The sequence below is a fragment of the Myxococcus sp. MISCRS1 genome, assembly GCF_026626605.1.
In the GTDB taxonomy this organism is placed as follows: Bacteria; Myxococcota; Myxococcia; order Myxococcales; family Myxococcaceae; genus Myxococcus; species Myxococcus fulvus.
This window is the reverse complement of record NZ_JAPNKB010000001.1, coordinates 4491575-4517864: the sequence shown is the minus strand read 5'-3', so window position 1 is coordinate 4517864 and position 26290 is coordinate 4491575. Positions and strand designations below refer to the sequence as shown.

At 71.0% G+C, this 26290-nt stretch carries 24 protein-coding genes; 12 read left to right on the top strand and 12 right to left on the bottom strand.

Annotation, left to right across the window (positions count from 1 at the left end):
- The first annotated feature begins 53 nt into the window (after positions 1-53).
- Positions 54-662 (top strand): hypothetical protein, encoded by a 609-nt coding sequence (locus OWM54_RS17580; protein ID WP_267698257.1) that lies wholly within the window; start codon positions 54-56, stop codon positions 660-662.
- Here the strand turns inward: OWM54_RS17580 and OWM54_RS17575 are convergent.
- From OWM54_RS17575 to OWM54_RS17565, 3 genes are all read right to left on the bottom strand, one after another.
- The gene (locus tag OWM54_RS17575; protein ID WP_170300435.1) at positions 656-823 is read right to left on the bottom strand and encodes a hypothetical protein; all 168 of its coding nucleotides are present in this window, start codon (positions 821-823) and stop codon (positions 656-658) included. The two genes, OWM54_RS17580 and OWM54_RS17575, sit on opposite strands and share 7 nt — an antisense overlap.
- Before the next feature lie 157 nt (positions 824-980).
- Complete coding sequence (locus OWM54_RS17570; protein ID WP_267698255.1) at positions 981-2912, bottom strand: PAS domain S-box protein; 1932 nt, start codon at positions 2910-2912, stop codon at positions 981-983.
- 155 nt (positions 2913-3067) lie between these two features.
- Positions 3068-5686 carry a M1 family aminopeptidase gene (locus OWM54_RS17565; RefSeq protein ID WP_267698254.1) on the bottom strand — a complete coding sequence of 873 codons (2619 nt, stop codon included), beginning with the start codon at positions 5684-5686 and terminating at the stop codon, positions 3068-3070.
- Positions 5687-5822: 136 nt separating this feature from the next.
- Here OWM54_RS17565 and OWM54_RS17560 point away from each other — a divergent pair, with 136 nt between their 5' ends.
- The gene (locus OWM54_RS17560) at positions 5823-6782 is read left to right on the top strand and encodes a J domain-containing protein (protein ID WP_267701141.1); all 960 of its coding nucleotides are present in this window, start codon (positions 5823-5825) and stop codon (positions 6780-6782) included.
- Between the two features lie 44 nt (positions 6783-6826).
- Here OWM54_RS17560 and OWM54_RS17555 read toward each other — a convergent pair whose 3' ends face one another.
- On the bottom strand, positions 6827-7819 hold the full coding sequence (locus OWM54_RS17555; protein WP_223749198.1) for an endonuclease/exonuclease/phosphatase family protein: 993 nt from the start codon (positions 7817-7819) through the stop codon (positions 6827-6829).
- Positions 7820-8065: 246 nt separating this feature from the next.
- Here OWM54_RS17555 and OWM54_RS17550 point away from each other — a divergent pair, with 246 nt between their 5' ends.
- On the top strand, positions 8066-8629 hold the full coding sequence (locus OWM54_RS17550) for a hypothetical protein (protein ID WP_267698253.1): 564 nt from the start codon (positions 8066-8068) through the stop codon (positions 8627-8629).
- Positions 8630-8659: 30 nt separating this feature from the next.
- Here OWM54_RS17550 and OWM54_RS17545 read toward each other — a convergent pair whose 3' ends face one another.
- Entirely contained in the window at positions 8660-9058 is a 399-nt protein-coding gene (locus tag OWM54_RS17545) for a DUF3037 domain-containing protein (RefSeq protein ID WP_223749199.1), read from the bottom strand.
- Positions 9036-9821 carry a HipA family kinase gene (locus OWM54_RS17540; RefSeq protein ID WP_223782367.1) on the bottom strand — a complete coding sequence of 262 codons (786 nt, stop codon included), beginning with the start codon at positions 9819-9821 and terminating at the stop codon, positions 9036-9038. Before OWM54_RS17540 ends, OWM54_RS17545 begins: the two co-directional genes overlap by 23 nt.
- Positions 9822-10038: 217 nt before the next feature.
- Here OWM54_RS17540 and OWM54_RS17535 point away from each other — a divergent pair, with 217 nt between their 5' ends.
- The 5 genes from OWM54_RS17535 to OWM54_RS17515 all read left to right on the top strand — a co-directional run bounded on the left by OWM54_RS17535 (position 10039) and on the right by OWM54_RS17515 (position 16117).
- Positions 10039-11649 (top strand): S8 family serine peptidase, encoded by a 1611-nt coding sequence (locus OWM54_RS17535; protein ID WP_223749201.1) that lies wholly within the window; start codon positions 10039-10041, stop codon positions 11647-11649.
- Positions 11650-11837: 188 nt separating this feature from the next.
- A complete protein-coding gene (locus OWM54_RS17530; protein ID WP_223749202.1) occupies positions 11838-12278 on the top strand; it encodes an organic hydroperoxide resistance protein in 441 nt (146 codons plus the stop codon).
- A gap of 44 nt (positions 12279-12322) precedes the next feature.
- Positions 12323-14161, top strand: coding sequence for a hypothetical protein (locus OWM54_RS17525; protein WP_267698252.1), 1839 nt, complete (start codon positions 12323-12325; stop codon positions 14159-14161).
- Positions 14162-14369: 208 nt separating this feature from the next.
- Positions 14370-14915, top strand: coding sequence for a GNAT family N-acetyltransferase (locus tag OWM54_RS17520; RefSeq protein ID WP_267698251.1), 546 nt, complete (start codon positions 14370-14372; stop codon positions 14913-14915).
- Between the two features lie 173 nt (positions 14916-15088).
- Positions 15089-16117 (top strand): pyridoxamine 5'-phosphate oxidase family protein, encoded by a 1029-nt coding sequence (locus tag OWM54_RS17515; protein WP_267698250.1) that lies wholly within the window; start codon positions 15089-15091, stop codon positions 16115-16117.
- A 49-nt stretch (positions 16118-16166) separates the two neighbouring features.
- On the opposite strand, the gene OWM54_RS17510 is transcribed toward OWM54_RS17515, so the two are convergent.
- Together OWM54_RS17510 and OWM54_RS17505 are read right to left on the bottom strand one after the other, a co-directional pair.
- Positions 16167-16493: a DUF4286 family protein gene (locus OWM54_RS17510; RefSeq protein ID WP_267698249.1), complete on the bottom strand. Its 327-nt coding sequence runs from the start codon at positions 16491-16493 to the stop codon at positions 16167-16169.
- On the bottom strand, positions 16481-17725 hold the full coding sequence (locus OWM54_RS17505) for a DUF6068 family protein (protein ID WP_267698248.1): 1245 nt from the start codon (positions 17723-17725) through the stop codon (positions 16481-16483). Before OWM54_RS17505 ends, OWM54_RS17510 begins: the two co-directional genes overlap by 13 nt.
- Before the next feature lie 108 nt (positions 17726-17833).
- Here OWM54_RS17505 and OWM54_RS17500 point away from each other — a divergent pair, with 108 nt between their 5' ends.
- Positions 17834-19849, top strand: a complete 2016-nt coding sequence (locus tag OWM54_RS17500) for a hypothetical protein (protein WP_267698247.1) — start codon at positions 17834-17836, stop codon at positions 19847-19849.
- A gap of 7 nt (positions 19850-19856) precedes the next feature.
- On the opposite strand, the gene OWM54_RS17495 is transcribed toward OWM54_RS17500, so the two are convergent.
- The 3 genes from OWM54_RS17495 to OWM54_RS17485 form a co-directional block, all read right to left on the bottom strand.
- Positions 19857-21539 carry an amidohydrolase gene (locus OWM54_RS17495; protein ID WP_267698246.1) on the bottom strand — a complete coding sequence of 561 codons (1683 nt, stop codon included), beginning with the start codon at positions 21537-21539 and terminating at the stop codon, positions 19857-19859.
- A 121-nt stretch (positions 21540-21660) separates the two neighbouring features.
- On the bottom strand, positions 21661-22122 hold the full coding sequence (locus OWM54_RS17490) for an SMI1/KNR4 family protein (protein WP_223749210.1): 462 nt from the start codon (positions 22120-22122) through the stop codon (positions 21661-21663).
- Between the two features lie 3 nt (positions 22123-22125).
- Positions 22126-22641, bottom strand: a complete 516-nt coding sequence (locus OWM54_RS17485) for a hypothetical protein (RefSeq protein WP_267698245.1) — start codon at positions 22639-22641, stop codon at positions 22126-22128.
- A 263-nt stretch (positions 22642-22904) separates the two neighbouring features.
- On the opposite strand from OWM54_RS17485, the gene OWM54_RS17480 reads away from it, so the two are divergent.
- Together OWM54_RS17480 and OWM54_RS17475 are read left to right on the top strand one after the other, a co-directional pair.
- A complete protein-coding gene (locus OWM54_RS17480; protein WP_324289129.1) occupies positions 22905-23825 on the top strand; it encodes an alpha/beta fold hydrolase in 921 nt (306 codons plus the stop codon).
- A 108-nt stretch (positions 23826-23933) separates the two neighbouring features.
- Complete coding sequence (locus tag OWM54_RS17475; RefSeq protein ID WP_267698244.1) at positions 23934-24461, top strand: hypothetical protein; 528 nt, start codon at positions 23934-23936, stop codon at positions 24459-24461.
- A gap of 33 nt (positions 24462-24494) precedes the next feature.
- On the opposite strand, the gene rnz is transcribed toward OWM54_RS17475, so the two are convergent.
- Positions 24495-25418, bottom strand: coding sequence for a ribonuclease Z (gene rnz, locus OWM54_RS17470; protein ID WP_267698243.1), 924 nt, complete (start codon positions 25416-25418; stop codon positions 24495-24497).
- 115 nt (positions 25419-25533) lie between these two features.
- Here rnz and OWM54_RS17465 point away from each other — a divergent pair, with 115 nt between their 5' ends.
- A complete protein-coding gene (locus tag OWM54_RS17465; protein ID WP_267698242.1) occupies positions 25534-26232 on the top strand; it encodes a DUF2293 domain-containing protein in 699 nt (232 codons plus the stop codon).
- The last annotated feature ends 58 nt before the right edge of the window (positions 26233-26290 follow it).

The window sequence follows — 26290 nt, the reverse complement described above, 5'->3', positions numbered from 1 at the left end:
CGCACGAGCCGAGCACGCTCCACGTGTCTCTTCACACCAAGGAAACCCCGCCCATGAAGACGCTTCGCTCCGCGCTGCTGTGCCTCGTCACGCTGTCCACCTTCGCCGCGTGCGGCGTCGACTCCATCGACCAGGCCTCGCCCGAGACGCTGGAGTCGCAGGGCTCCGTGTCGCAGCAGGCCGTGCTGCTGCCTCCGCCGATTCCCAACTACTGCCCGGGCACCACCATCCCCGGCACGCCGTGGGTCATCCCCACCGCGCCCACGGCGCTGTCCAGCATCCCCAACGGCACGCCGATGTATCCCAACAGCGCCTCGCTGCTCAGCGCGTACACCGTCATCGTCACGGACCCGAACGACGCCAACGCCTTCTACGCCTTCGGCTTCGACGTGCGCGCCCAGCGGCTCATCTTCTGGGTGTCCGGCGCGAAGACGGAGCTGCGCCGCCTCAACAGCCAGCTCGCCACCGACATCACCGTGCTGGAGACGTCCAGCGGCATCGACCTGGGCTTCTCCTGGGGCTCCAGCGGCCAGGTCGGCGGCCCGCTCATCCCCCGGCCGGGTGTGGCCGAGGGCGCGTGGAAGGTCGCGTTCAACAACTGGGCGCAGCTCGACAACTACCTCATCAGCCCGCCCGCGCCCGGCACCGCCCCCGTTCAGTGACGCAGCTTCGAGGGGGGAGGCGGATTGAGGGCCAGCACACCCGCCATGTAGCGCGCCTGGCCTTCCGTGGTGCAGCGGACCTCCTGGATGCGCCCCGCCACCTTCACCCGAACCAGCCAACCGTCATTGTCGCGAGTCCAAGCCGGAGTTTCCGTCGTCATGTCCCTGCTCCTCTCGGGTTCGACTTCTCTGACGGGATGAAAAGCAGCCCTCGTGCCAGCGTCTGAAACACCTGAATCCAGGTGCTGGCGCGCAGCGGATGCACGGTGGTGGACACGGGGGGCTGTAGTTCTTTCGGGAGCGGGGGTGGCGAAAGCTTCAGTGGACGTGGCGCTCCGGCTGGGAAGCGGGCGGGTGAGAGGGGGCTCCCGTCAGCAGGGGCAGGGCGACATGGAAGGTGGAGCCTTCTCCCACCCGGCTCTCCACCCAGATGCGGCCGCCGTGGCGCTCGACGATGTCGCGGCTGATGTACAGGCCCAGGCCCAGTCCGCCGTACGAGCGCGTGGACACGTTGCGCGCGCGGAAGTAGCGCTCGAAGAGCAGCTTCTGCTGGTCCTCGGGGATGCCGATGCCCGGGTCCTTCACCGACAAGAGCGCCAGCTCTCCGCGCGTCTCCAGCTTGACGTGGATGACGCCGCCATCGGGGCTGTACTTGAGGGCGTTCTCCACCAGGTTGGTGACCACCTGCTCCAGCCGGTATGGGTCCGCGAACACCTGCACGTCGTGCTCGGGCCGCTCGTAGCGCAGCTCGTGTCCGCCGCGCTGTGCCTCCATCGCCTGCAGCACGTGCTCCACCAGGCTGTCCAGGCGCGTGGCCTGCGGATGCAGCGCCAGCCGGCCCGCCTCGATGCGGGACGCGTCCAGCAGGTCGTTGATGAGCCCGGTCATGCGCAAGATGTGCTGGCGCGCGTGGCGCAGGGTGGTGGGGTCCACGCTCTCGCCGCGCTCGAGCCTGCGCTCCAGCGTGGCCAGCCGGAGGCTCAGCGGCGTCAGCGGCGTCTTCAGCTCGTGCGAGGCGATGGACAGGAAGTCGTCGCGCACGCGGATGGCCTCACGCGCCTCGCGGTAGAGCCGCTCGCGCTCCTCCTCGGCGAGCCTGCGCTGGGTGATGTCCTCCACCAGCACGCCCACGCCCAACAGGTGTCCGTCCGGCGCGCGCACCGGGTAGCAGCTCCCCGTGAGCAGCCGCCGGGGGCCGGGATGGCCCACGGCCTGGGTGTCCACCTCCTGGCCCACCACGGGCTCGCCGGTGTCCAATACCTGTTTCAGCATGGCCGCCGCGGCGCTGCCGCCCTCACCCAGCACCTCGTAGGGCGTGCGCCCCAGGTGGGCCTCGGGGGGCAGGCCGTTGATGCGCGCCAGCCGCCCGTTGACGCGCACGTAGCGCAGGTTCGTGTCGAGGAAGCCCAGCGCCACGGGCGCGGTCTCGAACAGGGTGATGAGCAGGGCCAGGTTCTCGTCGCGCTGGCGCTCTGCGCGGCGGCGCTCGGAGACGTCCTCGACCAGGCCCACGCCGCCCTCCACCTGTCCCGCGTCGTTGTAGCAGGGCGCGAAGCGGATATGGACGGGCGTCACCTTGTGGCTGGTCACCGCGGCATAGTCCCCCACGTAGTCCGCGCTGTGGCCGGAGAGCGTCTCGCGCACGCACGCCATGAGCTGCTCGTCGCGCAGCGACATGAGGTTGAGCCCCACCACCACGCGCTTGGGGGTACCGACGATGGTGGCCAGCCGCTCGTTGCAGGCGGTGATGATGGGCGTGGTGTCGTAGTGGAAGATGCCCAGGGGGGCGTTCTCCACGACGAGGCGATAGAGGTCGTCGCCGCTGGTCCGCCTGGCCTCACCACCATCGCGAGGCGGCTCCATGGGCTCGCGGATGGTGTCGATGACCTCGTGCAGGCGCCGGAGGCTGAGGACGATGCGCTCGTCCTCCCCTTCGCCGGAGGTGCCCACCGTGAGCTCCACGAGCACCTCCACGCCGTCCCGTCGTCGCGCGAGCACCTTCGTGGGTCGCCCGCCCAGCGCCTGCCTGCGTGAGAGCAGGTAGCGCACCAGGCTCTGGTCGCCTTGGTGATGGAATTGCTGGGGGAAGAGCTCGGCCACCGGGTGGCCCTGGAGCTGCTCGCGCGTCCAGCCGAGCAGGCGCTCCGCGGCGCGATTGATGAGGTACACGTGCTCATGGGAGTCGCAGGCGATCCACGGGTCGACCGCGGCGTCCAGCCAGGCACTGAGCTCCTCGTTGGCTGCGGCCATGTCGTCCCCTGCGCCCGTCGTCGGACGGAAAGACGCGAGCCGCCCACGCGCGCCATGGGCGTGGCCCCGCGAAGGGGCTCGTCCCGTGGTGTCTTACAGGTAGCCACGACGGACCTTGGACGCGCCGGTGCGGGGGGGCCGGCGCGCCTGGACGCTCAGCGCCGACGCTTGCTCGCGGGAGGCTTGCCCGCCTTCTTGCGCGCGGCGGCCTGCTTGCCTCGCGTGGGCTTCGGCGCGGGCGTTGGAGGAGGCTTCGTCAGGGAGAGCCCCTCCAGCTTCTCGCGCATCGCGCGCGTGGCCTCCTTCAGCGCGTCCACCTCCTCGCGCAGCGACGCCAGCTCACGCGCCTGGGGCTCGCCCTCGCGCAGCGCTCGCACCGTCTCGCGCGCGGCGCGGCGGGCGCGGGCGTCGCTGAGCGGGGTGCCCTCCAGCGCGGGGATGATGCGCCGGTCTCCCAGCGTCCTCGCGGCCTCGAAGACGCCCATCTGCACGCGGAACATCGGGTCCCGCAGCAGCTCCGTCAGTAAATCTACCGCCTCGCGCTGACGGCCGGCCACCTCCGCCAGCCGGGCCACGGCCTGCGTGGCCGCGCGGCGCAGGAAGGCGGGCTGGCCATATGCGGTGCGCGCCTCCACCAGCGGGAAGGCGGCGGGGTCCTGTGACTCGGCGAGCCCGTCCATGGCGCCCACGGCGATGGCGTCCTGGAAGGACGGGCGCGTGGAGGTGGTCTCCAGCACCGTCAGCGCGTCGGCGGCGCGCAGCTTGCCGTAGCTGCGCGCGGCCTCCGCCTCCACGAAGTAGCTGGTGTCTCCGGATTGCAGGAGCGAGCGCAAGAGCGCGATGACCTCCGCGTCGCGGCGGAACTCGCCCAGCGCGGCGACGACGGCGCGGCGCACGCGTGGGTGCTCGGCGCGCAGGCTCGCGAGCAGCCGGGCGCGGGCCTCCGGCGTGCGGATGCGGCCCAGGGCCTTGGCGCACGCGGCGCGGGTGCCCCAGAACAGGCGCGCGTCCGCGAGCGCGGTGCCCAGCGTCTCCACGGCGCGGTGGCCTCCGTCGCGCCCCAGCGCGTGGGCGGCCTCGGTGCGGGCGCGGGACTCGGGCGCGGCGCGAAGCTCCTCCAGCCAGAGGCCCACGGCCTTGTCCACCTCCAGCGTGCCCAGCACGTCGCGGCGCGGGTCCACGCGCACCTGCGAGGGCGCGGTGGGGCAGGGCAGGTGGAAGAAGTGCTCCGCGTCCGTCACGTCCAGCCGGTGGCGGGTGTCCCGGCCCTCGACGGTGACGACGACGTCCAGCGGCAGGCGGAACAGGGGCGTGCCCGCGTCGGTGCGCTGCGTCTGGCGCACCTTGAGGCGCAGCCGGCCCTCCTCGGCCTCGTGGCGCACCTCCACCTTGAGCTCCGGGTGGCCGGGGGCGAAGACGTACTGGTCGAAGAAGGCGTCCAGGTTGTGGCCGGTGGCCTGCTCGAAGGCGCGCGACAGGTCCACCGTCTCCACCGAGCCGTGCCGGTGGCGCGAGACGTAGTGGCGCAGGCCGCGGAAGAACAGCTCGTCGCCCAGGCGGCGGCGCAGCTCGTGGAGGACCAGGCCGCCCTTCTCATAAAGGTGCCGGTCGAAGACATCCAGCGGAGCGTGGAAGCGGCGCGAGACGATGGGCCGCGCGTAGCGCTCCTTCACCTCGCCCAGGTAGGCCTCCAGGTCCGCCTGCCGGTGGTGGTCGGCCTCGTCCTGGCCGTCCGCGCGCTCCTTCCACAGCACCTCGAACCAGGTGGCGAAGCCCTCGTTGAGCCAGCCGTGGGGCCAGTCGCGGCAGGTGAGCAGGTCCCCGAACCACTGGTGCGCCAGCTCGTGGGAGATGAGCGGCTCCGCGTTGTAGTCCGCGTGCGCGCGCGCGTCGTGGAGGACGGAGTCGGTGAGGCTGGTGGCGGTGGTGTTCTCCATGCCGCCGAAGATGAACTCGGTGAGGAACACCTGCGCGTAGCCGCTCCACGGGTAGGGCTCGCCGGTGGCCTCCTGGAACACGCGCACCATCTCCGGGGTGCGGCGCACGCACCGCAGCGCGTCCTCGCGGCGCCCGCGCGGGAAGAGGTAGCGCAGCGGGACGGTGCCCGCGGTGTCGGTGAGCTCCTCGAAGTCGCCCACCGCGAGCGTGACGAGGTAGGGCGCGTGCGGCTGCTCCATGCGGTAGTGCTGGGTGCGCCGCTGGTCCTGCACGGTGTCGGAGACGAGCACGCCGTTGGAGAGCGCGGTGAGGCCGTCGGGGAAGGTGGCGATGAGCTCCGAGGTGGCCTTCTGCGCGGGCGTGTCCAGGCAGGGGAACCAGTGCCGTGCGTCGGTGTCCTGGTTCTGGGTCCAGGCCTGACGGGGCCGGTCCGGGTAGGCGGCCTCCGGGCCCCAGAAGTAGAGGCCCCGGCGTGGGCGGGCGGTGTAGTGGATGGCCACCTGGGCGGCCTGGCCGGGCGGCAGCGGCGCGGGCAGCTCCACGCGCACGTGCGAGCCGGAGTTGGTGAAGCGCACGGGGCGCTCGTCGACGAGGACGCGCGAGACGTCCAGGTCCACCGCGTCGAAGGTGAGGGTGGACGACAGCCGCACGGCGGACACGCGGGTGGTGCAGACGCCGGTGACGCGGCCTTGCTCGAAGTCGAGCTCCAGTTGGATGCGCACGTGCTCGGCGCGCAGGGGGCGCTCCGCGGCGTAGTGCTCGGTGGCGCCGGGGAGGCTGAAGGCGCGGGACTGGGGGAGGGCGGGCTCGGAGGAGTGACGGTGGCAGCAGCGCATAAGCGGGGATGACTCTTCCGCAAGCGCGCGAAACCGTCGAGCCGGTGTTTCGTCGCACTGTTCCGCCCTGCACCCTCTTGCCGCGCCAGGACATAACGCCTGTCTGGATGGCGCGGGACGGACTACGTTGTCCACCGTGCAGTTCGTCCTCTTCTATTCGGACAAGCGGGTGCGCGAGCAGCTCTTCGCCCATGTGGACGGGACGCGAGGGGTGTTGCTGGTGACGGGCGTGCGTCATGGGGCGGCCATGCGCTCGCCCGAGCTGCGCGAGCCCTTCGCCACGCTGGAGTTCCTCCACGGCCGCGTGTTGACGCAGGTGCTGGTGGCGGACGAGGGCACCCCGGACGGCATGTGGAGGGACCCGCTGGGAGACCTGGGCGACAGGCTGCACCCCGACAGCAAGGATGACGCGTACGCCGTCACCACGGGCTACCTGCTGCTGGTGGATGGCCAGCCGCGCCAGGTGGTGCGCAAGCACGGCCTGCCCGCCGAGGACCTGTGGTTCCTGGAGGACGCGCTGAGCCGGCTGGAGCCGCGCATCCCCGCGCCGGACCCCGCGCGCCGACCGGGGAAGAAGCGCCCGGAGCCCGCGCCTCGCGCACCGCGTCGTCCCGCCAGCACCGGCGCGGCCCGGGAGCCCGAGGAGGCGGGGGGGCGCCGTGCGCGGGACGAGGAGCGGGAGGGCGGCGAGAGTCCGGGGCGTCGCTCCCGAGGCGCCTGGAGCGGTGACGACGAGCAGGTCGGAGGCGAGCATCCGGGTCGTCGCTCGCGAGGCGCCTGGGGCGGTGACGACGAGCAGGTCGGAGGCGAGCATCGCGCACGCGGGGCCCGGAGTCCTCGCGACCCGGAGGCCACGCCGCCCCGGGGCACCCGGGTACGCAGCGAGGCCCCCGCGCGCAAGGACGCGTGGGAGGTGCTGGGGCTCGAGCGGGGCGTGTCGCGGGACGAGGCGCGCAAGGCGTTCCGCGCGCTCATCGCCGGCTACCACCCGGACAAGGTGGCGCACCTGGCGCCGGAGTTCCGCGAGCTGGCCGAGCGCCGCACGCGCGAACTCCTGGAGGCGTGGGAGACCGTGGAGCAGGAGCTCGGGTCGTAGCGGCGCGCCGCGGCCACCCCGTCACCCGGGCACGGGCCGCACGGTCAGCCCACGCTCGGCACCCCGGGCACGGGCAGCGTGACGGGGAGCGCCTCCAGCGCGAAGCGCGCGACGATGGGCATGTGGTCCGACAGCCCGTGGAAGCGGCTCTTCAAGTCCCCGAACGGGTGGGTCTCCTCGGTGTCGAGCCAGCGCACGCCCCCGCCGGAGAACATGTGGTCCAGGTGCATGCGCATGTGCATGAAGCCCGCGGTGGGGAAGCCCCGCGACACGCTCGGGTCAATCTGTCCCACGGCGGCCTGGGCGCACGTGAAGGAGACATCCCCGGTGAGGTAGCGGAACACCGGGGACGACGGCGGCGAGTTGAAGTCCCCGCAGACGATGAACGGCTCGTCGGCGCGGAGGCTGCCCACGAACTCCGCCAGCTTGCGCGCCTCGTGGAGCTGGTTCACGCCGCAGCCCATCTTGTCCTTGGTGGACCAGAACTCGCGGGCGAAGGGCGTGGGCAGGCTCAGGTGGGTGTTGAAGACGTGGAAGGGGCGCCCATCCTCGCGGCGCAGCAGGCGCATGTGCGCGCAGATGCGGCTCTGCTTGCGGTCCTTGAGCCGCTGCACGTGGTGGTGGGTGATGGACATGGGCGCGTCCACGTTGTGCTTGTCCACCTGGAGGGTGCGCTTGTTGACGAGCACCGCCAGCCCCGTGGTGTAGAGCGACACCTCGCCCAGCTTGTAGTGGTGCGCGCGGAAGTAGAACGCCTCGTAGGGCATGTCGCGCCCCTGCGCGGCGAACGTCTCCTCCATGCGCCCCATGAAGGCCATCAGCTGCGTCTCGCCGGGCAGCTTGGGGCGGTGGGCGATGGTGCTGCGCAGCGAGGTGGTCTCCACCTCCTGCAGGCACACCACGTCCGGCAGCGGGTCCAGCCCGGCCAGCGCGAAGGCCACCCGGCGCTTGGGGCCCACGGTGCTCGCCAGGCCCCGGAGCATGTGGCCGAAGTAGCGGACGTTGTACGTGACGATTCGAAGCGAAGAGTCGGGCATACGAGGTCCGTGCCCGTCCCGGGCACGCCGCAAAGCTACTCATCCGCCCGCCCGCGCGCCCCCGATTCCTCACCTGCCGGACAGTTGACAGACGGTCGTCCCCGGTCGGGAAGCCCGCGCCAGCCCGTGGGTTCCCTCGCCCTGGGGGCCATGCTTTCCTGGTCGGGAGGAAGGCGCCCGCCTGCCCGGTGGGGCGGCGGACGCCCAGGGCCGGCGAGGGTGGTCTCCCGTGGAACTGGAGGGTCGATGAACGCGATGGGATGGGCGGCGCCGCTGGTGCTGCTGGTGGCGGGCTGTGGCGGCTTCGAGCAGGAGACGTATGACGTGGAGCTGGACGCGGCCCAGGCGGCGGCCGTGCCCTACTCGTGCACCGACAAGACGGCGAAGGAGCCGGTGGCGGTGCCGGGCATCGGCGGCGTCTCCGGCCTGGCGCTCCAGCAGCGCTGGACGGTGCGCGCCGAGGAGTACGGCGCCACGAGCATCGAGGTGCCCGACGTCTCCTTCACGCTGCACTGGGGCGACGTGGCGACGCTCGACGAGGACGACGCCCCGGACATCCTCCAGGGCACGCGCTCCGATGAGGGGCCGTTCCAATACGTGGACATCCGCTCCATCCCTTCGACAGTGGCCGGCGAGTCGAACATCGTCTACGTGCTGCGCTTCTACATCGCCAACGACTCGCTGGAGGACGACGACATCGAGGGCTTCATCGACGTGCGACGCACCTCGTTCGAGGGCCTGGGCATCGACGCGAGGGAGCTCGAGGAGTGCACGTACAAGGTCCGCCTCACCGGCCGCCGGGTGAAGTGAGCCCGGGGCGCGAGGGCCCCGGGCCCGGCCTCACGGCGCGCGCTTGAGGCGCACCACGGTGTCGAGCAGGTGCTCCAGCGCGGCCTGGGGCTCCAGGCTCAGCCCCGAGTGCACCGGCCCCGTCTGGAGCATGGTGCTGCGCGGGGCCACGAGCCAGTGCCAGCGCTCCTTCTGCGGCAGCTGGCCGATGGGGCCCGCGCCCTTGCCGCCCACGCAGACGCGCTGGAAGCTGTCCAGGTGGCAGCGCACCGTCTCCAGGTCGATGTCGGGCGCGAGCGCCTTCAAGCGCGCCTCGTCCACCTCCACGCGCGCGCCCAGGAAGCGCTGCGTGGTGCAGAAGAGGACGACGCCCACGTTGATGAACTCCTCGCGCTCCACGCGCGGGACGACGCGGATGATGGCGTAGTCAAACGAGCTGTGCGCGGGCACGGGCCGCCTCCTCGATGAAGGCCGGCAGGGCCTGGACGCGCTTGCACAGCCAGCTCACGTAGGCGGCGCGGTGCGCCTCCACGGTGGGGAAGGGGGACTCGGCCGCCTTCAGCCAGCCCTCCGGAATCCCCGCCACGGTGGTCTCCATCAGCTCCCGCGTGAAGTGCGTGGACAGCAGCGCCTGGGCCTGGGGGAGCTGGCTGGCCCACGGCAGCAGCACGTGGTCCTTGATGGGCGCGAAGCGGCTCTGGCTGCGCTCCTCCCAGTCCTCCCACGCGTGGTGGAAGTAGAGCGACGCGCCATGGTCGATGAGCCACAGCTCCCGGTGCCAGCACAGGAGGTTGGGGTTCTTCGGCGTGCGGTCCACGTTGGTGATGAACGCGTCGAACGCCACCAGCGACGACGCCACGTCCACCTTCGGCGCCGGCCCCGCCACCGGGTCGAACGTCACCGAGCCGGGCAGGTAGTCCAGCGCCAGGTTCAGCCCCGCGCTCGCCTTGAGCAGCTCGCGAATCTCGCTGTCCGGCTCGTTGCGGCCCAGCGCCGGGTCCAGCTCCACCAGCACCAGCTCCGGCACGCGCAGCCCCGCGGCCCGGGCCAGCTCCGCGGCGATGTACTCCGCGATGAGCGCCTTGGCCCCCTGGCCCGCCCCCCGGAACTTCACGACATACAGCCCCGCGTCGTCCGCCTCGACGATGGCGGGCAGCGAGCCCCCCTCTCGCAGGGGCGTCACGTAGCGCGTGGCGACGATGGTCCTCGGCATCCTTCCCGTCCTCGCCCCACGCCGCGTCCGGGCCAGGGCCTGGGGCCAAACCCCCGGAAGGAGGGGCCCGGCCGCGCTCTACCACGCCTGACGCGCCTGCCCACCCGCCAAGGGGGTTCACTTCAGGTGGAAAAAGCAGCCCTCCAGGAAACTGATCCTGACGAGCTGCGACAATCAGGGACAGTCGTTGATTCCGCTTCCCCCCGGAGCCGCCAACATGACCGTCACCCGCAAGCCCCTGTCGCTGCCGTCGCCCACCACCCGTACCGGGGAGGCTGCTCGTCCGGAGGCGCCCGCGACGCCCGCCGCGGAGCGCGTGGTGGCCCGGCCCGGCAAGAACGGCACGGACGGCTTCGAGTCGGCCAAGTCGGCGCGGCCCTCGAACTTCGTGGACCGTCCCACCGGTCACCGCCCGGACCCGAACGCCCCGGTGCTGCCGGCCACGGCGTTCGCCTTCGGCCCGAGCAAGGCCACGCTGGCCGGCCGTGACACCTCCACGCCGGTGACGCTGACGGCGTCCGCCACGCCCAACGCGGCGGTGAAGGACCTGGCGACGGTGACGTCCACGGTGAGCTTCGACAAGGACGTCTCGCTCGACTCGCTGAAGCTGAACCTGGACCTGGCGCACTCGTACCGGGGCGACCTGGTGGTGAAGGTGACCAGCCCGTCCGGCAAGACGGCGACGGTGTCCAACCGCCAGGGTGGCAGCGCGGACGACGTGAAGGGCTCGTTCGACCTGAGCACCACGTTCAAGGGCGAGTCGGCCAAGGGCACCTGGACGCTGTCCGTCGAGGACAAGGCGCGCGCGGACACCGGCACGCTGAAGAGCTGGGGCCTGGAGGCCACGGGCAAGGCGCCGGGCACGGACCCGGTGGACCCCAAGCCCCCGCGCCCCACGGGTGACCCGGTCATCGCGGTGTTCGACGGCGGCGTGGACTTCAAGCACAGCGACCTCGACAGCGCGATGTGGACCAACCCGAACGAGATTGCCGGCGACGGAATCGACAACGACGGCAACGGCGTGAAGGACGACATCCACGGCTACAACGTCGGCTTCAACAGCGGCGACGTGATGAAGGGCCAGGGCACGGACCACGGCACGCACGTGGCGGGCATCATCGCGGCCGAGGACAACGGCGAGGGCAACACGGGCATCGCCGCCGGCAAGGCGAAGGTGATGAGCATCGGCGGCCTGTACGACGGCGCGGACCTGCTCACCAACTTCGAGCGCGGCGTGGACTACATCGTCAACATGAAGGAGAACCACGGCGTCAACGTGCGCGCGCTCAACGCGAGCTTCGGTGACGAGTACCGCGACGCGGCCTCGCAGGCGCGCTGGAAGGCCGCCGTGCAGAAGCTGGCGGACGCGGACATCCTGCTGGTCGCGGCCACGGCCAACGGCAACGGCAGCAACATGAACAACGTGCAGGACTTCCCGGCCAACATCGACCTGCCCAACGTCATCACCGTGGCGGCCATGGACCAGCGCAACGACAAGCTGGCGCGCTTCTCCTCGCACGGCGACAAGGTGGTGGAGCTGGCCGCGGTGGGCGAGAACGTCCTGAGCACCGTGCCCGGCGGCGACTGGGAGAAGATGAGCGGCACGTCCATGGCCACCCCCACGGTGGCGGGCGCCGCGGCCCTGATGTTCGCCGCGAACCCGGACCTGACGGCCGCCCAGGTGCGCGACCTGCTGGTGCAGACGGTGGAGCTCGACCCGGACCTCAAGGGCAAGGTCAGCACGGGCGGCAAGCTGGACATCGCCGCCGCCGTGAAGGCCGCCGAGGAGTTCGTCACCACGCCCCCCGCCACCGTCGCGGGCCGCTGAAGCGCCCCGGGGCCCGGACGTCCTCCGGGTCCTGAACGGTCGGGTGGTGGATATCCGGCCCCTGTCTTCCGCGGGTTTCGCGGTGGCAGGGGCCTTTTTCCGGTCCGAATTGATTGCGCGCGATTGAATTGTGCCCTAGATAAATGGGGCCGGAAAGAAGCGACCCCGAACTTCCAGGAGAACAAGCCATGGCTCCCGTCACGATTTCGCCGCTGTACACCGCCCACGCCACCGCCCACGGAGGCCGGTCGGGCAAGGTCCAGTCCTCGGACCAGGTCATCGATTTGCCGCTGGCGATGCCGAAGGAGCTGGGCGGCGCGGGTGGGGCGGCGACGAACCCGGAGCAGCTGTTCGCGGCGGGGTATTCCTCGTGCTTCGAGAGCGCGCTGCGGCTGGTGGCGGGCAAGGCGGGCAGGAAGCTGGGGCCCGAGGTGGGCATCACCGCGTCGGTGACGATTGGGAAGACGCCGGACGGGGGCTTCGGGCTGGCGGTGGAGCTGAAGGGCATCCTGCCGGGCATCCCCCGTGACGAGGCGGAGAAGCTGATGCACGCGGCGCACGAGGTGTGCCCGTACTCGCGCGCCACGCGCGGCAACATCGACGTGAAGCTCTCCGTCGCGGAGCAGTGAGCGAACAGCCGTTCAGGCCTGCGAGGGAGTTGGTATAGGGAGGAATGTCGAACTCCTCCCTGTCCGCTCCCTCTCCTCGCGCATCCCTGTCCCTCGTCGCCCGTGAGAAGGGGGCGGTACGCGCCTGGTCCTTCGAGCGGGCTGGCGCGGCGGTGACGTTCCGCGAGGGCCCGCTGGGTGGGAAGTCGAAGCAGGCCGAGAAGACGTTCGAGACCGAGGCCGAGGCGATGGCCTTCTGCGAGAAGAGCCTGCGCGCGAAGGTGGAGAAGGGGTACTTCGCCTCGGAGCTGGGCTTTCGCGCCGTGCCTGTCGAGCAGGTGCGCGCCGAGCTGAAGGTCGCGGGCGACGCCGAGGGCCGGGTGCTGGTGCATGACGGTGACCTCGTCATTCCGCACGACCTCATCCTGGACGACGGGTTCGGGTTGCTGGCGCCGGAGCAGGACGCGCAGGCCCCGTTGGTGGGGCTGTGGGTGCGCGGCGCGCTCACCGTCGAGGGCTGCCTGCTCAACTTCGAGGACGACACGGGGCCCTTCCTGCAGGTGGGAGGCGCGCTGGTCGCCCGGGGTATCGGCGTGGGTGGCTCCCAGGTCCGGGTCGATGGGAGCGTCCGTACGGGCGAGCTCATCGGCGTCTACAACCACGGGCTCGTCGATGTGGGCGGCGACCTGGACGCGCGCATCGTGGCGACCGAGCACACGGTGAGCGTGGCGGGGACGCTGAACGCGATGCGCTTCCTGGGGTGGGGCGCGAGTGTGTTCCGAGTGGTGGACGGTGTGGAGGAGGTGAGTGACCCGCATGAGGCCTCGGGTGTCTTCGTGACGGGGGTGCTCAAGAAGCCGGAGGGGCAGGTGGACCTGTCGCTCGCGCGCAAGCGGCTGGCGGAGGGGAAGCCGAACCTGCTCGAGGCGCCGGTGAGTGTCCGCGCCGAGTTCCGCAAGCAGATGGCGAAGAAGCTGGAGGCGCCGGAGAAGCTCAAGAGCCTGGTGCTGAGCCGCAAGAACCTCCGCGCCCTGCCGGCGGAGCTGTTCCAGTTCCGTCGGTTGGAAACGCTGGACCTGTCGGGGAACAAGCTGCGCAGGCTGCCCGAGGAGCTGGGGTTGCTGACGGAGCTGCGAGAGCTCCGGCTGGGAGGCAACGGGCTGCAGGAACTGCCGGAGTCGGTGGGGGAGTTGGGGAAGCTCGTCCACCTGGACCTGGAGGCGAACTGCCTCTGGCGGCTGCCGGAGTCCCTGGCGCGCTGCACGGAGCTGCGGAGCATCAACCTCGTCAACAATCCCTATTCGTACGTGCGCGCCTCGTTCGGGAGCTGGCGGCAGGTGAAGGTGCTGCGGGACTTCCCCGAGGTGCTCACGCGGTTGCCGAAGCTGGAGGTGGTGGAGTTCAACGGGACCTTCCTGCGCGCGTTGCCGACGCGGGCCTTCGACAGTCGGGGCTTGCAGCGGGTGAGCATCAAGGACTCGCTCATCACGGAGGTGGACAAGGCGTTGCATCCGTTGGTCGAGGTCGACCTGGAGGCCGCGAAGAAGACGGCGGCGGACTTCGTGCGCTTCTGGTTCGCGCACGACTCCGTGCACCTGGAGGACTTCTATGACGCGAAGACGCGGACGTATGACTTCGCGGACGTCATCGCGCTGGTCCACATGCTGGTCGACAGCGCCCTGCCTGTCACCGCGGCGTACGAGGGGGTGCTGGCGACGTGGAAGGACCAGGTTGGACGTGTGGGCCACGTCATCGACCGGGCCGAGCGGAACCCGGAGCACTCGCGCGCGCTGTTCGGCGCGCTCCGGGATTCCCTCGACACGGTGGGCAAGACCACGGGGGCGAACGTGCTCGTGGATGGGCTGCGTGGACTGTTCGACGAGCGAGCACGCGCGGGGGGGTAGAGCCCGGCACGCTCCGTGTCGCGGGGGACACGCTGTGCCATGAAGGACGCACGGGTTTTCCCTTAAGGACGCGGTGTCATGTGCGTGCGAGAGGCACGCGGGTGCGTCACTCCTCGACGCCCTCCCTCGGAGGACTCGCGGGACGCGCCTTGGGGGGCCTCCTGGCATGTCCCTTGAAGTCTCCCAGGGGTGAAGGGGGGAAGCCTGTATGCATGAGCGTCAGCTCATTCCGATGGATGTGGCGGGGACCGCGGTCCTGGTGGCGGCTCGGATGTTGTTGGAGGAGCCGGACGTCGAGGAGTTCTTCGGGTGGTGGCGGCCCGAGGCGGGAGGACGTCCGCCAGGGCGGTGGAGCGCGGCGGAGGGGACCCGGTTGTATGCCGTGGCCGAGCGGGGCAACGGCGTCATCGGCCTCGCGGCGCTGACCCACATCCGCCGGGAGGAGCACTACGCCCGCGTGTGCTGCTCCATCGTGGCGCAGCATCGCCAGAATGGCGCGGAGCACTGGACCCTGTCGGAGCTCATCCGCCAGGGCGTCAGGCTGGATGGACTGCGGCACCTGGAGACCTCCGTCCGCGCGGGGCATTCGACGTCGCTTTCGACCCTGGAGTCGCTCGGCTTCCGGCGCCTGGACGTTTCAGGCCAGCTGTCCGGCGACGTGTCTCCGAGCGGGTATGTCTATCTCCGGTTGGATTTGCCCTCCGGGTCGGTGGGGTACTTCCCACGTGTCATCGCGCGCAATCTCTGCGCGTGACGCGGCCGCTGGCGGGAGACGGACTCCCGCCCCGCGCATTCCTGTCGCGGGTGGCGGCGCGTGAGCCGGCGCAGCGCCCTGGCGGGCTTGCCGGGCCGGCGGGGCCACCTCCAAGCGACCTGGTTGAAGTTTGTGACTTTGCAAGTCAATCTCAAATTTGTATGCTTGGGTCCATGGCACGGGTCCAGACAGTCGAGGCGCTCGAAGGGGTGGTGGGCTCCCGCCCGTTGGGCGTGATGCTCAAGTCGTTGGACTCGCTGGACGACCACTGCGTCAAACTGCTGGCGTGTTCATCGTTCGTGGTGCTCGGCTATGTCGACGTGGACGGGCAGGGGCGCGCGACGGCGGCGGGTGGGCCCTTGGGGTTCGCTCGCGTCGTGGACGCGACGCACCTGGAGCTGCGGCTGGACGCGCCCATCCCGCTCAACCCCACCGTGGGCTGTGGCCTGCTGTTCTTCATCCCGGGCCTGGGCGAGACGCTGCGGGTGAACGGGCACGCGACGCTCGAAGGACACACCCTGCACGTCACCGTGGAAGAAGCCTTCGTGCACTGCGCGAAGGCCATCATCCGCTCGGGACTTTGGAAGTCACCGAAGCCCGCGACCTCGGACACTCGCGCCGCGGGCACCTGGAGTGGTGACCCCGAGGTGCACGACTGGCTGTCACGCACGCCCTTCGTCGCGCTGGCTTCGTGGGACGCGCAGGGCTTCGCGGACGTGAGCCCCAAGGGCGACCCCACGGGCTTCCTCCGACTCGACGGCACGCGCGTCGCCGTGCCCGACCGTCCCGGCAACCGTCGCACGGACACGTTCCACAACGTCCTCGAACAATCCCGCGTGGCGCTGCTCGCGCTCATCCCTGGCGAGACGCGCTTCCTGGAGGTCTCCGGCGTCGCCTCGCTCTCCACCGAGCCCTCGCTGCTGGCCTCGATGACCGTCGAGGGCAAGGTGCCGAAGATGGCGCTGCTGCTGGAGTCCCACGCGGCGCGTCTCCACGCCAGTCAGGCCATCGTCGACGCGGGGCTGTGGGACACCGCGCGTCACGTGCCCGCGAGCCAGCTCCCCAAGATGGCGGATGTGTTCGTCGACCATGTCCGGCGCAGCCCCCAGAAGGGCGCCGCCGCCGCGACGGTGCGCGCCCTCGTGTCCAGGAGGATGCTCAGCTGGGCGCTGGAGCAGGACTACAAGAAGAACCTGTACTGAGTCCGCGAGGGCTCCCGTGTCTCGCGACGCAGGGAGCCCTCGTGCACCGTCAGAACCGCTTCACCTCGGTCAACACCTGCCGCGAGTGCCGCGTCACCGTCCCGAAGCGCGCGAGCGACTCCGCGCGCAGGTGCTTCGCCGCGTCGCTCGTGGTGTAGCGCTGGAAGTCCGCCTCACTGGCCAGCTCGAAGTGACACACGTACCGGGCCCAGCCATCCGGGGCCCGCTCCGTGTCCTTCCACTTGCGGCACCCCAGGAACCCCGGCTCGCGCAGCACCTCGGGGACGTGCGTCCCCTCGTGCCACTGGTTCCACGCAGCCTCCGCGCCGGGCTCCACCTCGATGACCACCGTGTACAGCGCCGTCACGGCTGCCACGCACCGAAGCCCGTCAGCTTCGCGCCACCCTGGGACTCACGCTTGCCCTTGGACGAGACGCGATAGGTGAAGTCCGACAGCGGCTCGAACCGCGCCTCGTGCGCCAGCCCGCCGAGCGTCTTCTCCCACGGGTCCGCGGCGAACAGCAGCGTGCGCACCTGCTTCGCGTTCGTCGGCCCCTCGTTCGCGTCCACCTGGAGCACCGGCACCCGCTTGGTGCCCACCGCCAGCGTCTCGCGCACGGCCGGCGCAGAGTTGGGGACCGCGGGCGGCCACTGCTTGGGCTCCAGCCCCAGCGAGATGAACGACAGCAGCACCTCCTCCAGCGGCATCACGCTCGCCTGCGAGAAGTCCTGGCACGGCGCCTCGTCCGTCGCGGGGTTCACCGGCGCCTCCGTGCGCAGCACGTAACCGGCCTCCGCCGACTGGCACGTGCGCAGCACCGTCTTCGTGCCCTCCGACTCCATCTCCCGGTCGAACCACGTGCCAGGGCCCAGCGGCCACTCCAGGTCCGGCGCCATGCCCGCGCCCTCCTGGCCCTGGCGCATCGACACCAGCGTGAGCTGATGGCTGCCCGCGCCGCCGAAGCCCGACAGCGTGGTGCTCGCGTCGAGCAGCCCGTTCGTCAGATACAGCGGCCCCGCGTCCACCGCGTACAGCCGGTTCTCCAGTGGACCATCCACCGGACGATTGTCGCGAAGATAACGCTTGGCCTCCCAGGTGCGGCCCGCGGCCGTGGGCTGCTCGGACGTCGCGGTGCCCTCGCGCGCCACCTCCAGCGGCCGGGAGGCCTCCACGCGCATGGGAATCGCCAGCCGCCGCGACAGCCGGGGCTGCGTCAGCTCACCGCCCTTGTCGCTCTGGAGCGTCAACGTCAGCCACACGCGCGAGCTCTCCACCGCCGCGACCTCCAGCGTCAACTGGCCCGCCGCGGCCGAGCCACCCTGCGCGTCGCGCGGCGGCGTGCGAATCGCGGAGAACGAATAGACGACCTGGTCGCCCACCCGGGCGCGGTGCCAGGCAGAGGTCCCCTTCGTCGAGGCAGGAGCCTCGGGCGCGGCGGTGCCCGTGGGCGTGTCCGTGGCGCTCCCGGACGTGCCGCCTTGCGTCACCGGCACACCATCAGTGGGGCCCGCGGCGCGGGGCTTCGTGCTCTCACAGCCGGAGCCGAGCGTCAGCGTCGCGCACAGGAGCGCGGAGCGGGACAGGAAGGAAGCGGAGGGCTTTCGCATTCGGGCGTCACCTCACGAGAAGGGCCTCGCGCGGCATTGCGCGACCCCAGGCGGGGCTTGATACACCGGGGGACAGGTCATCCCCAACTTCCTGGAGTTTCCTCGCTCATGCCCACACCTCTCTCCATCCGCCGGGTCGTCCTCTACAAGCATGGCGTCGGGTACTTCGAGCGCCGGGGGAGCGTGACGGGCAGCGACACCCTGCACCTGGACTTCAAGGCGCGGGACATGAACGACGTGCTCAAGTCGCTGACGGTGTTGGACCTGTCGGGCGGCTCGGTGTCGGCGGTGAGCTACGACTCGACGAAGCCGCTGGAGCAGCTGCTCGCGGAGGCCACCATCCGCATCCCGGAGGACGGCAGCCTCACGGCGCTGCTCGGGCAGATCAAGGGCGCGCGCGTGCGGGCGCGCGTGGGCGGCGGTCAGGTGGAGGGCGCCATCATCGGCCTGGAGTCGCTCGCGGTGGCCGCCGGTGAGACGAGCGTGGTGCGCCCCTTCCTGTCGCTGCTGGTGGGTGCGTCGCTGCGCACGTTCGACGTGCTCGACATCACCGAGCTGGAGTTCCTCGACGAGGCGGTGCGCAAGGATTTGGAGTTCTATCTGTCCACGGTGCTGTCCTCGTACAAGAAGGACAGCAAGCGCATGAGCATCCTCACCGCGGGCGAGGGTGAGCGCGAGGTGTTCGTCAGCTACGTGGTGGAAGCGCCGGTGTGGAAGACGAGCTACCGCATCCTCCTGGACGAGGGCGAGTCGCCGCTGCTCCAGGGCTGGGCGCTGGTGGACAACACGGGGGACGAGGACTGGGTGGACGTGGAGCTGGCGCTCGTCGCGGGCCTGCCGGTGTCGTTCGTGCACGACCTCTACAACCCCCGCTACATGAAGCGCCCCGTGGTGGAGGTGAGGACGGAGGCCGCCGCCGCGCCGGTGATTCCGGAGGAGAGCTACGCGAGCGCCCCGGCCGTGATGGATGAAGAGAGTGATGCCATGCCGATGATGGCCGAGCTGGCGCCCGCGCCGGCGATGGCGCCGGGCCGCTCCCGCTCGCTGATGCGAAGCAAGGGCGGAGCGACCTCCGGTGGTCCTGGTGGGCCTCGGCTGCGCGATGTGCTCGAGCAGCAGGGCTCGAAGGTGACGACGCTGACGAAGGACGTGGGGGACTTGTTCGAGTACGGCGTGGACCGGCCGGTGACGGTGCACCGCAACCAGAGCGCACTGGTGCCCATCCTGCACAAGCCGTTCGAGGGGCGTCGGGTGCTGCTCTACAACCGGGCCACGCGCGAGAAGAACCCGATGGCGTGCATCGAGCTGAAGAACACCACGGGCCTGACGCTGGAGGGCGGCCCGGTGACGGTGACGGAGGACGAGCGCTACGTGGGCGAGGCGATGCTCGACACGATGAAGCCGCAGGACACGCGCTTCGTGCCGTACGCGGTGGAGCTGGGCTGCGTCGTCACGGTGGAGGAGGGCGCCGAGGACGGGCCCGTCTTCCGCGTGGTGGTGAGCCACGGCAGCCTGATGGCGGAGTACCACAACGTGCGGCGCACGACGTACGTGGTGCGCAACAAGGCGCCCCGGCCGCAGGTGCTGTTCATCGAGCACCCGCGCATCGGCTGGGAGCTGGCCAAGGACATGCCCGCGCCCGAGGAGACGACGGACGGCTTCTGGCGCTTCAAGCGGACGCTGGCCGCGGGCGCGCAGGAGACGTTCGTGGTGTCCGAGCGCACCACGGGCCATCGGCACTACGCGCTGTCCTCGGTGGGCCCGGACGACGTGGCCTTCTTCCTGTCGCAGCGCTACGTGGACAAGGCGATGTCGGACGCGCTGCGGGAGGTGATTGCCATCCGCGAGCGCGTGGCCACGCTCACGCGCGACGAGCAGCAGCTCACCCAGGAGCGCGCGCAGCTCTTCAAGGACCAGGAGCGCATCCGCTCCAACATCGAGTCGCTCAAGAGCGGCGTGTCGCAGCGGGAGCTGGCCGAGCGCTTCGTGGCCAAGCTCAACGAGCAGGAGGACCGGCTGGAGGCCATCGCCCGCGAGCTGGAGCGGCTGGTGAAGGAGCGACAGGCGGCGCAGGAGGAGCTGCACCGCCGCGTCCAGTCGCTCAGCCTGGTGTCGAACCTCTAATCACGGCTCACGGGGTGGAGCGGTGGACTTCATCACCGCCCACCACGGTGAGGTGGACCTGGGCGCCGGGCAGCTCGGAGACGGGCGCGTCCACGGGGTCCACGGACAGGGCGACGAAGTCCGCGTCCATGCCGGGCTGCAGGCGGCCACGGCGCGCCTCGGCGAAGGAGGCGTAGGCGGCGCCCACGGTGAAGCCCTCCAGGGCCTCCTGTCCGCTGAGACGCTGGTCGGCGTACCAGCCGCCCTCGGGCGTGCCGCGCGCGTCCTGACGGGTGCGCGCGGCGTACAGGCCGGCGAGCACGTCGGGGCGCTCCACGGGGAAGTCGCTGCCCAGGGCGAGCACGGCGCCGGAGGACTTCAGGCGCTGCCATGCGTAGGCGCCGCGGATGCGCTCGGGGCCCACTCGCGCCTCGGCCCAGGGCATGTCGCTGGTGGCGTGCGTGGGCTGCACGCTGGCGATGAGGCCGATGCGGCCCAGGCGGGTGATGTCATCCAGGCCCATGATTTGCGCGTGCTCCACGCGGTGGCGGCCCGCTTGGGTGGACGTGGCCTGCATCGCGCGCGCGAGGGTGTCGAGGACCAGGGTGTTGGCGCGGTCGCCGATGGCGTGGGTGCAGACCTGGAAGCCGGCGCGCATGAAGTCGGTGACGCGCTTCTCGTACTCCTCGGGGGTGAGGAGCAAGAGGCCGCGGTGGCCGGGCTCGTCGCTGTAGTCCTGGTGCAGGGCGGCGCCACGGCTGCCGAGCGCTCCGTCCAGCACGAGCTTCACCGCGCGCAGGGTGAGGCGCTCGCCCTGGTAGGGGCCCATGCGCAGGAACTCGGCGCGCTCGGGGGCCTGGCCGTCGGCCATGGCGTAGACGCGCAGGGGCAGCTTGCCTTCCTTGTCCAGGCGCTGGAGCAGCTGGAAGGTGGCCAGGTCCATGCCGGCGTCGTGCACGCCGGTGAGGCCCACGCGGGCGGCGCGGTTGAGGGCGGCGGTGAGCTGCGCGGTGCGCTCGGCCTCGGTGAGGGGCGGCAGGACGGCGTGAATCAGGCCGATGGCGTTGTCGACGAGGATGCCGGTGGGCTCGCCGTTGGCGTCGCGGAGGATGCGGCCGCCGTTGGGGTCCTGGGTGGCGCGGGTGATGTTCGCGCGGCGCAGCGCCTCGCTGTTGACCCAGGCGGCGTGGCCGTCGATGCGCGTGAGGTACACGGGCGTGCGCGGGTGTTTGGCGTCGAGGTCCTGGCGGGTGGGGAAGGTCTTCTCGGGCCAGTCGTTCTGGTCCCAGCCTTGTCCGACGAGCCACTCGCCCTGGTAGGAGGTGCTTGGCGCGTTGGCGACGCGGGCGAGGGCCTCCTGCTTGGTGGTGGCGCCGAGCAGGGTGACGGTGGCCTCCCATTGACCGAGCGAGGACAGGTGTCCGTGCGAGTCGGTGAGGCCGGGGACGATGGTGGCGGAGCCCAGGTCGACGACGCGGGCGCCGGGACCGGCGGCGGCGAGGACCTCGTCACGGGTGCCGGTGGCGAGCACCTTGCCGTCGCGGACGGCGAGGGCCTCGACGATGGGGCGGCCCGGGTCGAGGGTGCGCACGCGCGCGGCTACGTAGACGGAGGTGCCCGCGGGGTCCGGGCGCGGAGTGTTCCGCGTGCAGCCGCCGAGGAGGGAGAGGAACAGTACGGCACCGAGGAGCCCGCCGATTCGTCGCAGCATCGTTTCGCGCACCTGTCTGGATGGAGGGCCGCCCCGAGCCTGGGGCGGGCGCGCGACACTCTGGCGCACCCGGTGGTCGGGGGCCAGTCTGCTCACGAAGACCGAGCGTTCGGCATGGGCGCTAGTTGTTCTGGAGCCAGTAGAGCTTGTCGCCGCTGGCCAGCGCCCTGGAGAGGAACTCCTGGAGCGACGCGGCCACCTGTCGGACCTGCGGATAGGTCTCGTGGTACGCGTCGAGCATTGGGTACGGCGCGGACTGGGACACATCCACGAGGATGAAGTCACTGTCCTGGCAGTCCACGAGCGTCCACCAACTGGCGGGGCCCATGCTGTCGTCGTCGACGTCGCGCATCCTCACGCGTGCGCGCGCAATCTCCGCGAGGGACTGGATGGAGTAGTTGGCATTGGGGAGCGGTCGGAACAGCTCCGCGCCATTGCAGCGCAGATAGAAGGCACGCAGCTCGGGGCCGAGTCGCCAACCGGCGCGTGCCTCGAACTCGGCGATGTCGCGCTCCGTGGCCGGCGGGTGCGGGTAGTGCTCACGCACCACGGTGTCGATGAGTTGGTCGAGCTTCGGGGGCATGGCTCAGTCGCTGTAGGGAAGGTCGGGCCCGATGGCGGACCATCGACCGCCGCGGGAGTAGCACTGAGGATAGGCGCTGGTGATGGTCTTGTGGACGTTGTCCGGCACGGGCATGACGTTGCGAGGGTCTGTGGGATGGCCTCCGTGGGCCAGGTCACGGATGTGATGCCCTGGCCAGTTGTGACCGGATGAAGTGACGGGCCACTCACCGAACTCAGTGGCCCATGCGGCACGATACGCATCGCGCGCTGCGGCCCAGAGCTGGCGGCTGCTCTCCGGGTTGACGGTCGTGTAATCGCAGCAGCAATGCGTCAGCGCGTAGCGACTGCCAGCCTCAGCGGGGAGATACGCCCACCGGCCGGACCAGTCGCCCTTGAGGTCCGCGAGCCAGATGCAGCCAAGGAGCATGCGACCTTCGGCTGCGCATCGGCGCTCGCACTGGGCCATCCAGCGCGCATTGCACAGCCAGGGGCCGTAATAGATGGCGTAGCGCACGGTGCCGCCATCCGGAGTCGTCACCGGAGGCCCCTCCCATTTTGCGGACGCGGGAGGGCCGACAGCTCCTACTGTCGCGGAGCCGCACGCGGACGTCAGGCATACACCCAAGGCCAACAGGAGCGGCCGGATGGTCATGCAACGGATGCTATACGGGCTCTTGCCGAGCCGGTTGTTCTTGCACTCAGGATGAGTGAGTCCAGGACTCTTCGCCCGTTGATGAGTCATGGACGCAAGGCCTTCCGCATGAGTCCGCCCCATCTCTCGGACTGCTAGCTTGCGTCCTCATGGACACCGACACCCCCGCGCTCGCCTCGTTGTCCATTCCCCTGGCGTCGCTGCGCATGCAGGCCTTGGAGGCAGGGCCCGCGGACGGTCCGCTCATCCTCCTGCTGCACGGCTTCCCCGAGCTGTCGGAGAGCTGGCGTGACGTGCTGCCCGTGCTCGGCGCGGCGGGCTATCACGCCGTGGCCCCGGACCTGCGCGGCTATGGCGGCACGGACCGTCCCCGACAGGGCTACGACCTCGACACGCTCGCCGAGGACATCTACCAGCTCGCCCGCCACCTCCAGCCCGACCGCCCCATCCACCTCGTGGGCCACGACTGGGGCGGCGGCATCGCCTACCACCTGGCCGCCACCCGACCGGACATCGTCGCCACCCTCACCGTCGTCAACTGCCCCCACCCCTCCGTCCTGCTGCGCCGCATCTGGCGCCCCGCCCAGCTGCGCCGCTCCTGGTACATGTTCTTCTTCCAGCTCCCCTGGCTCCCCGAGCGCGCCCTCTCCGCGAACAACGGCGCCCGCGTCCCGGGCCTCATCCGCGCGGGCATGGCCCGGAGCTCCCAGGTCAGCGACGCGCGCCTCGCCCCCTACGCCCAGAACCTCTCCCACCCGGACGCCGCCCGCGCCGCCGTGGATTACTACCGCCAGTCCTTCCGAGACCTCCTCACCCCCAACGGCGCCCGCCGCCTCCTCCAGGACTACCCCCTCATCCGCGCCCCCTTCCGCCTGGTCTGGGCCGAGGAGGACCGCGCCCTGGGCCGCGAGCTCACCCACGACCTGGAGCCCTGGTTCGAGCTGCCTCCCCAGGTGCGCTTCCTCCCAGGCGTGGGCCACTTCGCTCCCCTGGAGGCGCCCGCCCTGGTTTCCGCGCAGATCCTCGAACACGTGGGCACACACCCGCCCCAGCCCACACGCCGAGCGTAGACCGCCGCGATGAGATGGTTGTCCCCGGCAACCTTCCCCCCGGGGACTTGGCGACGGGGCAGCGGTGAGGGATGTTCCGGCCGTCTCACATTCCCTGGAGTCAAGCGCATGAACCCGTCCCAGTCCCGCCTCGGGGCGTTGTCGTTGCTCGTCGTCGCCGCCCTCTGTCTGACGTCCGCCACCGGCTGCGCCGGCCGCCGCCGCGAGGCCTTCCTCAACGACAAGGCGCGTGCCCACGTCTACCGCAAGCCCGCCGCCGAGGTCTGGCCGCAGGCGCTGGCCCTCCTCAAGGAGAAGGGCTACTCGATGCGCGCGGGCAAGGACGGCTTCGAGGCGTCCACCGAGTGGCTCATGCACGGCGCCCCCTCGTCGCTGGGCACCACCCAGGTGCGCTACCTGGTGAAGGCCGTCGAGCGCGGCCCCGGCCAGTGCGCCATCGAGTACTACAAGCAGCTGTCCACCGAGTCCCGCGGCGCCCAGAGCGGCGGCCGTCAGCAGTCGGAGTTCAACGACCCGGCTCCCCGCGCGGACGGCACCACCTTCAACCGCGACCCGGAGATGGAGTGGGAGCTCCTGCAGAAGGTGGACGCCGAGTCGGCCACCGCCCTGCGCGCCGAGGCGGAGAAGATCCAGTAACGAAGCCCGGCGTCCCCGAGGAGCCGCCGCGCGTCAGTCGCGCAGCGGCAGCTCCAGGGTGAAGCCGTCGTACGCCACCTCACAGGGCCCCTTGTACTCCTCGCGCGCCTGCGCGAGCAGCTTCGCGGGGTCCGTGTCGTGGCGGCTGGACAGGTGGGTGAGCACCAGCCGGCGCGCTCCCGCCTCCCTCGCCACCCGCGCCGCCTCGCGCGCCGTGGAGTGATGCGTCTCCAGCGCCCGCGCCTGCTCGTCATCGGAGAAGGTGGACTCGTGGATGAGCAGGTCCGCGTCCTGGGCCGCCTTCACCACCGCGGCGCACGGCCGCGTGTCCCCGGAGATGACCAGCTTGCGCCCCGGCCGAGGCGCGCCCAGCACGTCCTCGGGCTTCACCACGCGCCCGTCCTCCAGCGTGACGCTCTCGCCCTTCTGCAGCTTGCCGAAGCTGGGCCCCGGCGGCACGCCCAGCTCGCGCGCCTTCTCCAGGTTGAAGCGCCCCGGCCGCTCGTCCTCCACCAGCGCGTACGCCAGCGCGTTGATGCGGTGGTCCACGCCGATGGCGTGCAGCGCGTACCCGTTGCGCCGCACCACGTCGCCGTCCTTCACCTCGTGGATTTCGACGGGGAAGGACATGGCCTCCACGCCCAGGTGCACCGCCTGGTGCAACAGGCGCCGGGCCGGTGGCGGGCCGTACAGGTGGATGGCGTGCTCGCGCCCCATCATCCCCAGCGTGCGCAAGAAGCCGATGATTCCCAGGTAGTGGTCGGCGTGGAAGTGCGTGAAGAAGACCGCGTCCACCGTGAAGCCGGTGCCGAAGCGCACCATCTGCCGCTGGCTGCCCTCTCCGCAGTCGAACAGCAGCAGGTCCGTGTCCGCCTTCACCGCGAGGCCCGACAGGTTGCGGTGCAGGGTGGGCTGGGCGGCGGAGGTGCCGAGGAAGGTGAGCCTGAGGAGGGACATGCCGGCACTTCCCACGCGAAGAGTGTCTCCCGCGCCCGGACCGCCAGGGCGCGAGGCGCCATTTAGCAGGCTTTGGACCCGCCCGTGCTATGTGAGCCGCCCCCCGGACACCGCCATGCCCGAATCCCTGACGTTCGCCCCCACCTCGGACCCCCGCCGCGTGCGCGCCCCGGATGGCCGCGTGCTCTCCGTGCCGGAGGGCTGGGTCCTGCTGCCTCCCGGTGACGCCGGGCTCACCCGCCGCGTGAAGGCCGCGGGCCCCACCTGGACGGTGGTGGAGAAGGTGGGCCGCAAGCTCTTCTCCCGGGGTGTGTGGGCCCCCGAGCCGCACATCCTCCAGGCCAAGGCCGCGCTGGACGCCGAGCGCGCCACCCCCGCCTACGCCAGGAAGCTGGCCGCCGGCCGCGACCGCCGCGCCCGCGAGCAGGAGCAGTACGAGGTCGACTTCGCCAACAGCGTCCTGCGCTTCCTCGCCTTCTCCCCCGCGTGGCTTGCCCACGCCAAGAAGCTGGCCGTGCTCGTCTCCGCGCACGCCACCCCCGTGGGCAGCGGCACCGTGGCCCGCACGGAGCGCATCCCCGTGGAGCGCCGCGCCGAGGCGGCCGTCATCGCCTGGATGCGCCACCAGACGACCCAGTACGACGACATGAGCATCGCCCGCGTGAAGGGCGCCCGGCGCGAGGTGCGCCGCGAGCTGGCGGAAATCTCCCGCGCCGTGCTGGACCTGCACCGCCGCGACGTGCCCCACGGCCCCGCCGCGTGTCCGCTGTGCACCGCCCTGTCGCGTGTGGGAGCGGGTACTCCCCAGCCGTGAGCCCGGCCTCGCAGGTGGACTGACGGTGGGGTTTCTGACCCGCCGTTCACTCACCTTG

What these genes read in the sequence shown, in the direction of transcription:
- OWM54_RS17580 (WP_267698257.1), top strand. Translation starts at nt 54, where the DNA reads ATGAAGACGCTTCGCTCCGCGCTGCTGTGCCTCGTCACGCTGTCCACC.
- OWM54_RS17575 (WP_170300435.1), bottom strand. Translation starts at nt 823, where the DNA reads ATGACGACGGAAACTCCGGCTTGGACTCGCGACAATGACGGTTGGCTG.
- OWM54_RS17570 (WP_267698255.1), bottom strand. Translation starts at nt 2,912, where the DNA reads ATGGCCGCAGCCAACGAGGAGCTCAGTGCCTGGCTGGACGCCGCGGTC.
- OWM54_RS17565 (WP_267698254.1), bottom strand. Translation starts at nt 5,686, where the DNA reads ATGCGCTGCTGCCACCGTCACTCCTCCGAGCCCGCCCTCCCCCAGTCC.
- OWM54_RS17555 (WP_223749198.1), bottom strand. Translation starts at nt 7,819, where the DNA reads ATGCCCGACTCTTCGCTTCGAATCGTCACGTACAACGTCCGCTACTTC.
- OWM54_RS17550 (WP_267698253.1), top strand. Translation starts at nt 8,066, where the DNA reads ATGAACGCGATGGGATGGGCGGCGCCGCTGGTGCTGCTGGTGGCGGGC.
- OWM54_RS17540 (WP_223782367.1), bottom strand. Translation starts at nt 9,821, where the DNA reads ATGCCGAGGACCATCGTCGCCACGCGCTACGTGACGCCCCTGCGAGAG.
- OWM54_RS17535 (WP_223749201.1), top strand. Translation starts at nt 10,039, where the DNA reads ATGACCGTCACCCGCAAGCCCCTGTCGCTGCCGTCGCCCACCACCCGT.
- OWM54_RS17530 (WP_223749202.1), top strand. Translation starts at nt 11,838, where the DNA reads ATGGCTCCCGTCACGATTTCGCCGCTGTACACCGCCCACGCCACCGCC.
- OWM54_RS17525 (WP_267698252.1), top strand. Translation starts at nt 12,323, where the DNA reads ATGTCGAACTCCTCCCTGTCCGCTCCCTCTCCTCGCGCATCCCTGTCC.
- OWM54_RS17520 (WP_267698251.1), top strand. Translation starts at nt 14,370, where the DNA reads ATGCATGAGCGTCAGCTCATTCCGATGGATGTGGCGGGGACCGCGGTC.
- OWM54_RS17515 (WP_267698250.1), top strand. Translation starts at nt 15,089, where the DNA reads ATGGCACGGGTCCAGACAGTCGAGGCGCTCGAAGGGGTGGTGGGCTCC.
- OWM54_RS17505 (WP_267698248.1), bottom strand. Translation starts at nt 17,725, where the DNA reads ATGCGAAAGCCCTCCGCTTCCTTCCTGTCCCGCTCCGCGCTCCTGTGC.
- OWM54_RS17500 (WP_267698247.1), top strand. Translation starts at nt 17,834, where the DNA reads ATGCCCACACCTCTCTCCATCCGCCGGGTCGTCCTCTACAAGCATGGC.
- OWM54_RS17495 (WP_267698246.1), bottom strand. Translation starts at nt 21,539, where the DNA reads ATGCTGCGACGAATCGGCGGGCTCCTCGGTGCCGTACTGTTCCTCTCC.
- OWM54_RS17490 (WP_223749210.1), bottom strand. Translation starts at nt 22,122, where the DNA reads ATGCCCCCGAAGCTCGACCAACTCATCGACACCGTGGTGCGTGAGCAC.
- OWM54_RS17480 (WP_324289129.1), top strand. Translation starts at nt 22,905, where the DNA reads ATGGACACCGACACCCCCGCGCTCGCCTCGTTGTCCATTCCCCTGGCG.
- OWM54_RS17475 (WP_267698244.1), top strand. Translation starts at nt 23,934, where the DNA reads ATGAACCCGTCCCAGTCCCGCCTCGGGGCGTTGTCGTTGCTCGTCGTC.
- rnz (WP_267698243.1), bottom strand. Translation starts at nt 25,418, where the DNA reads ATGTCCCTCCTCAGGCTCACCTTCCTCGGCACCTCCGCCGCCCAGCCC.
- OWM54_RS17465 (WP_267698242.1), top strand. Translation starts at nt 25,534, where the DNA reads ATGCCCGAATCCCTGACGTTCGCCCCCACCTCGGACCCCCGCCGCGTG.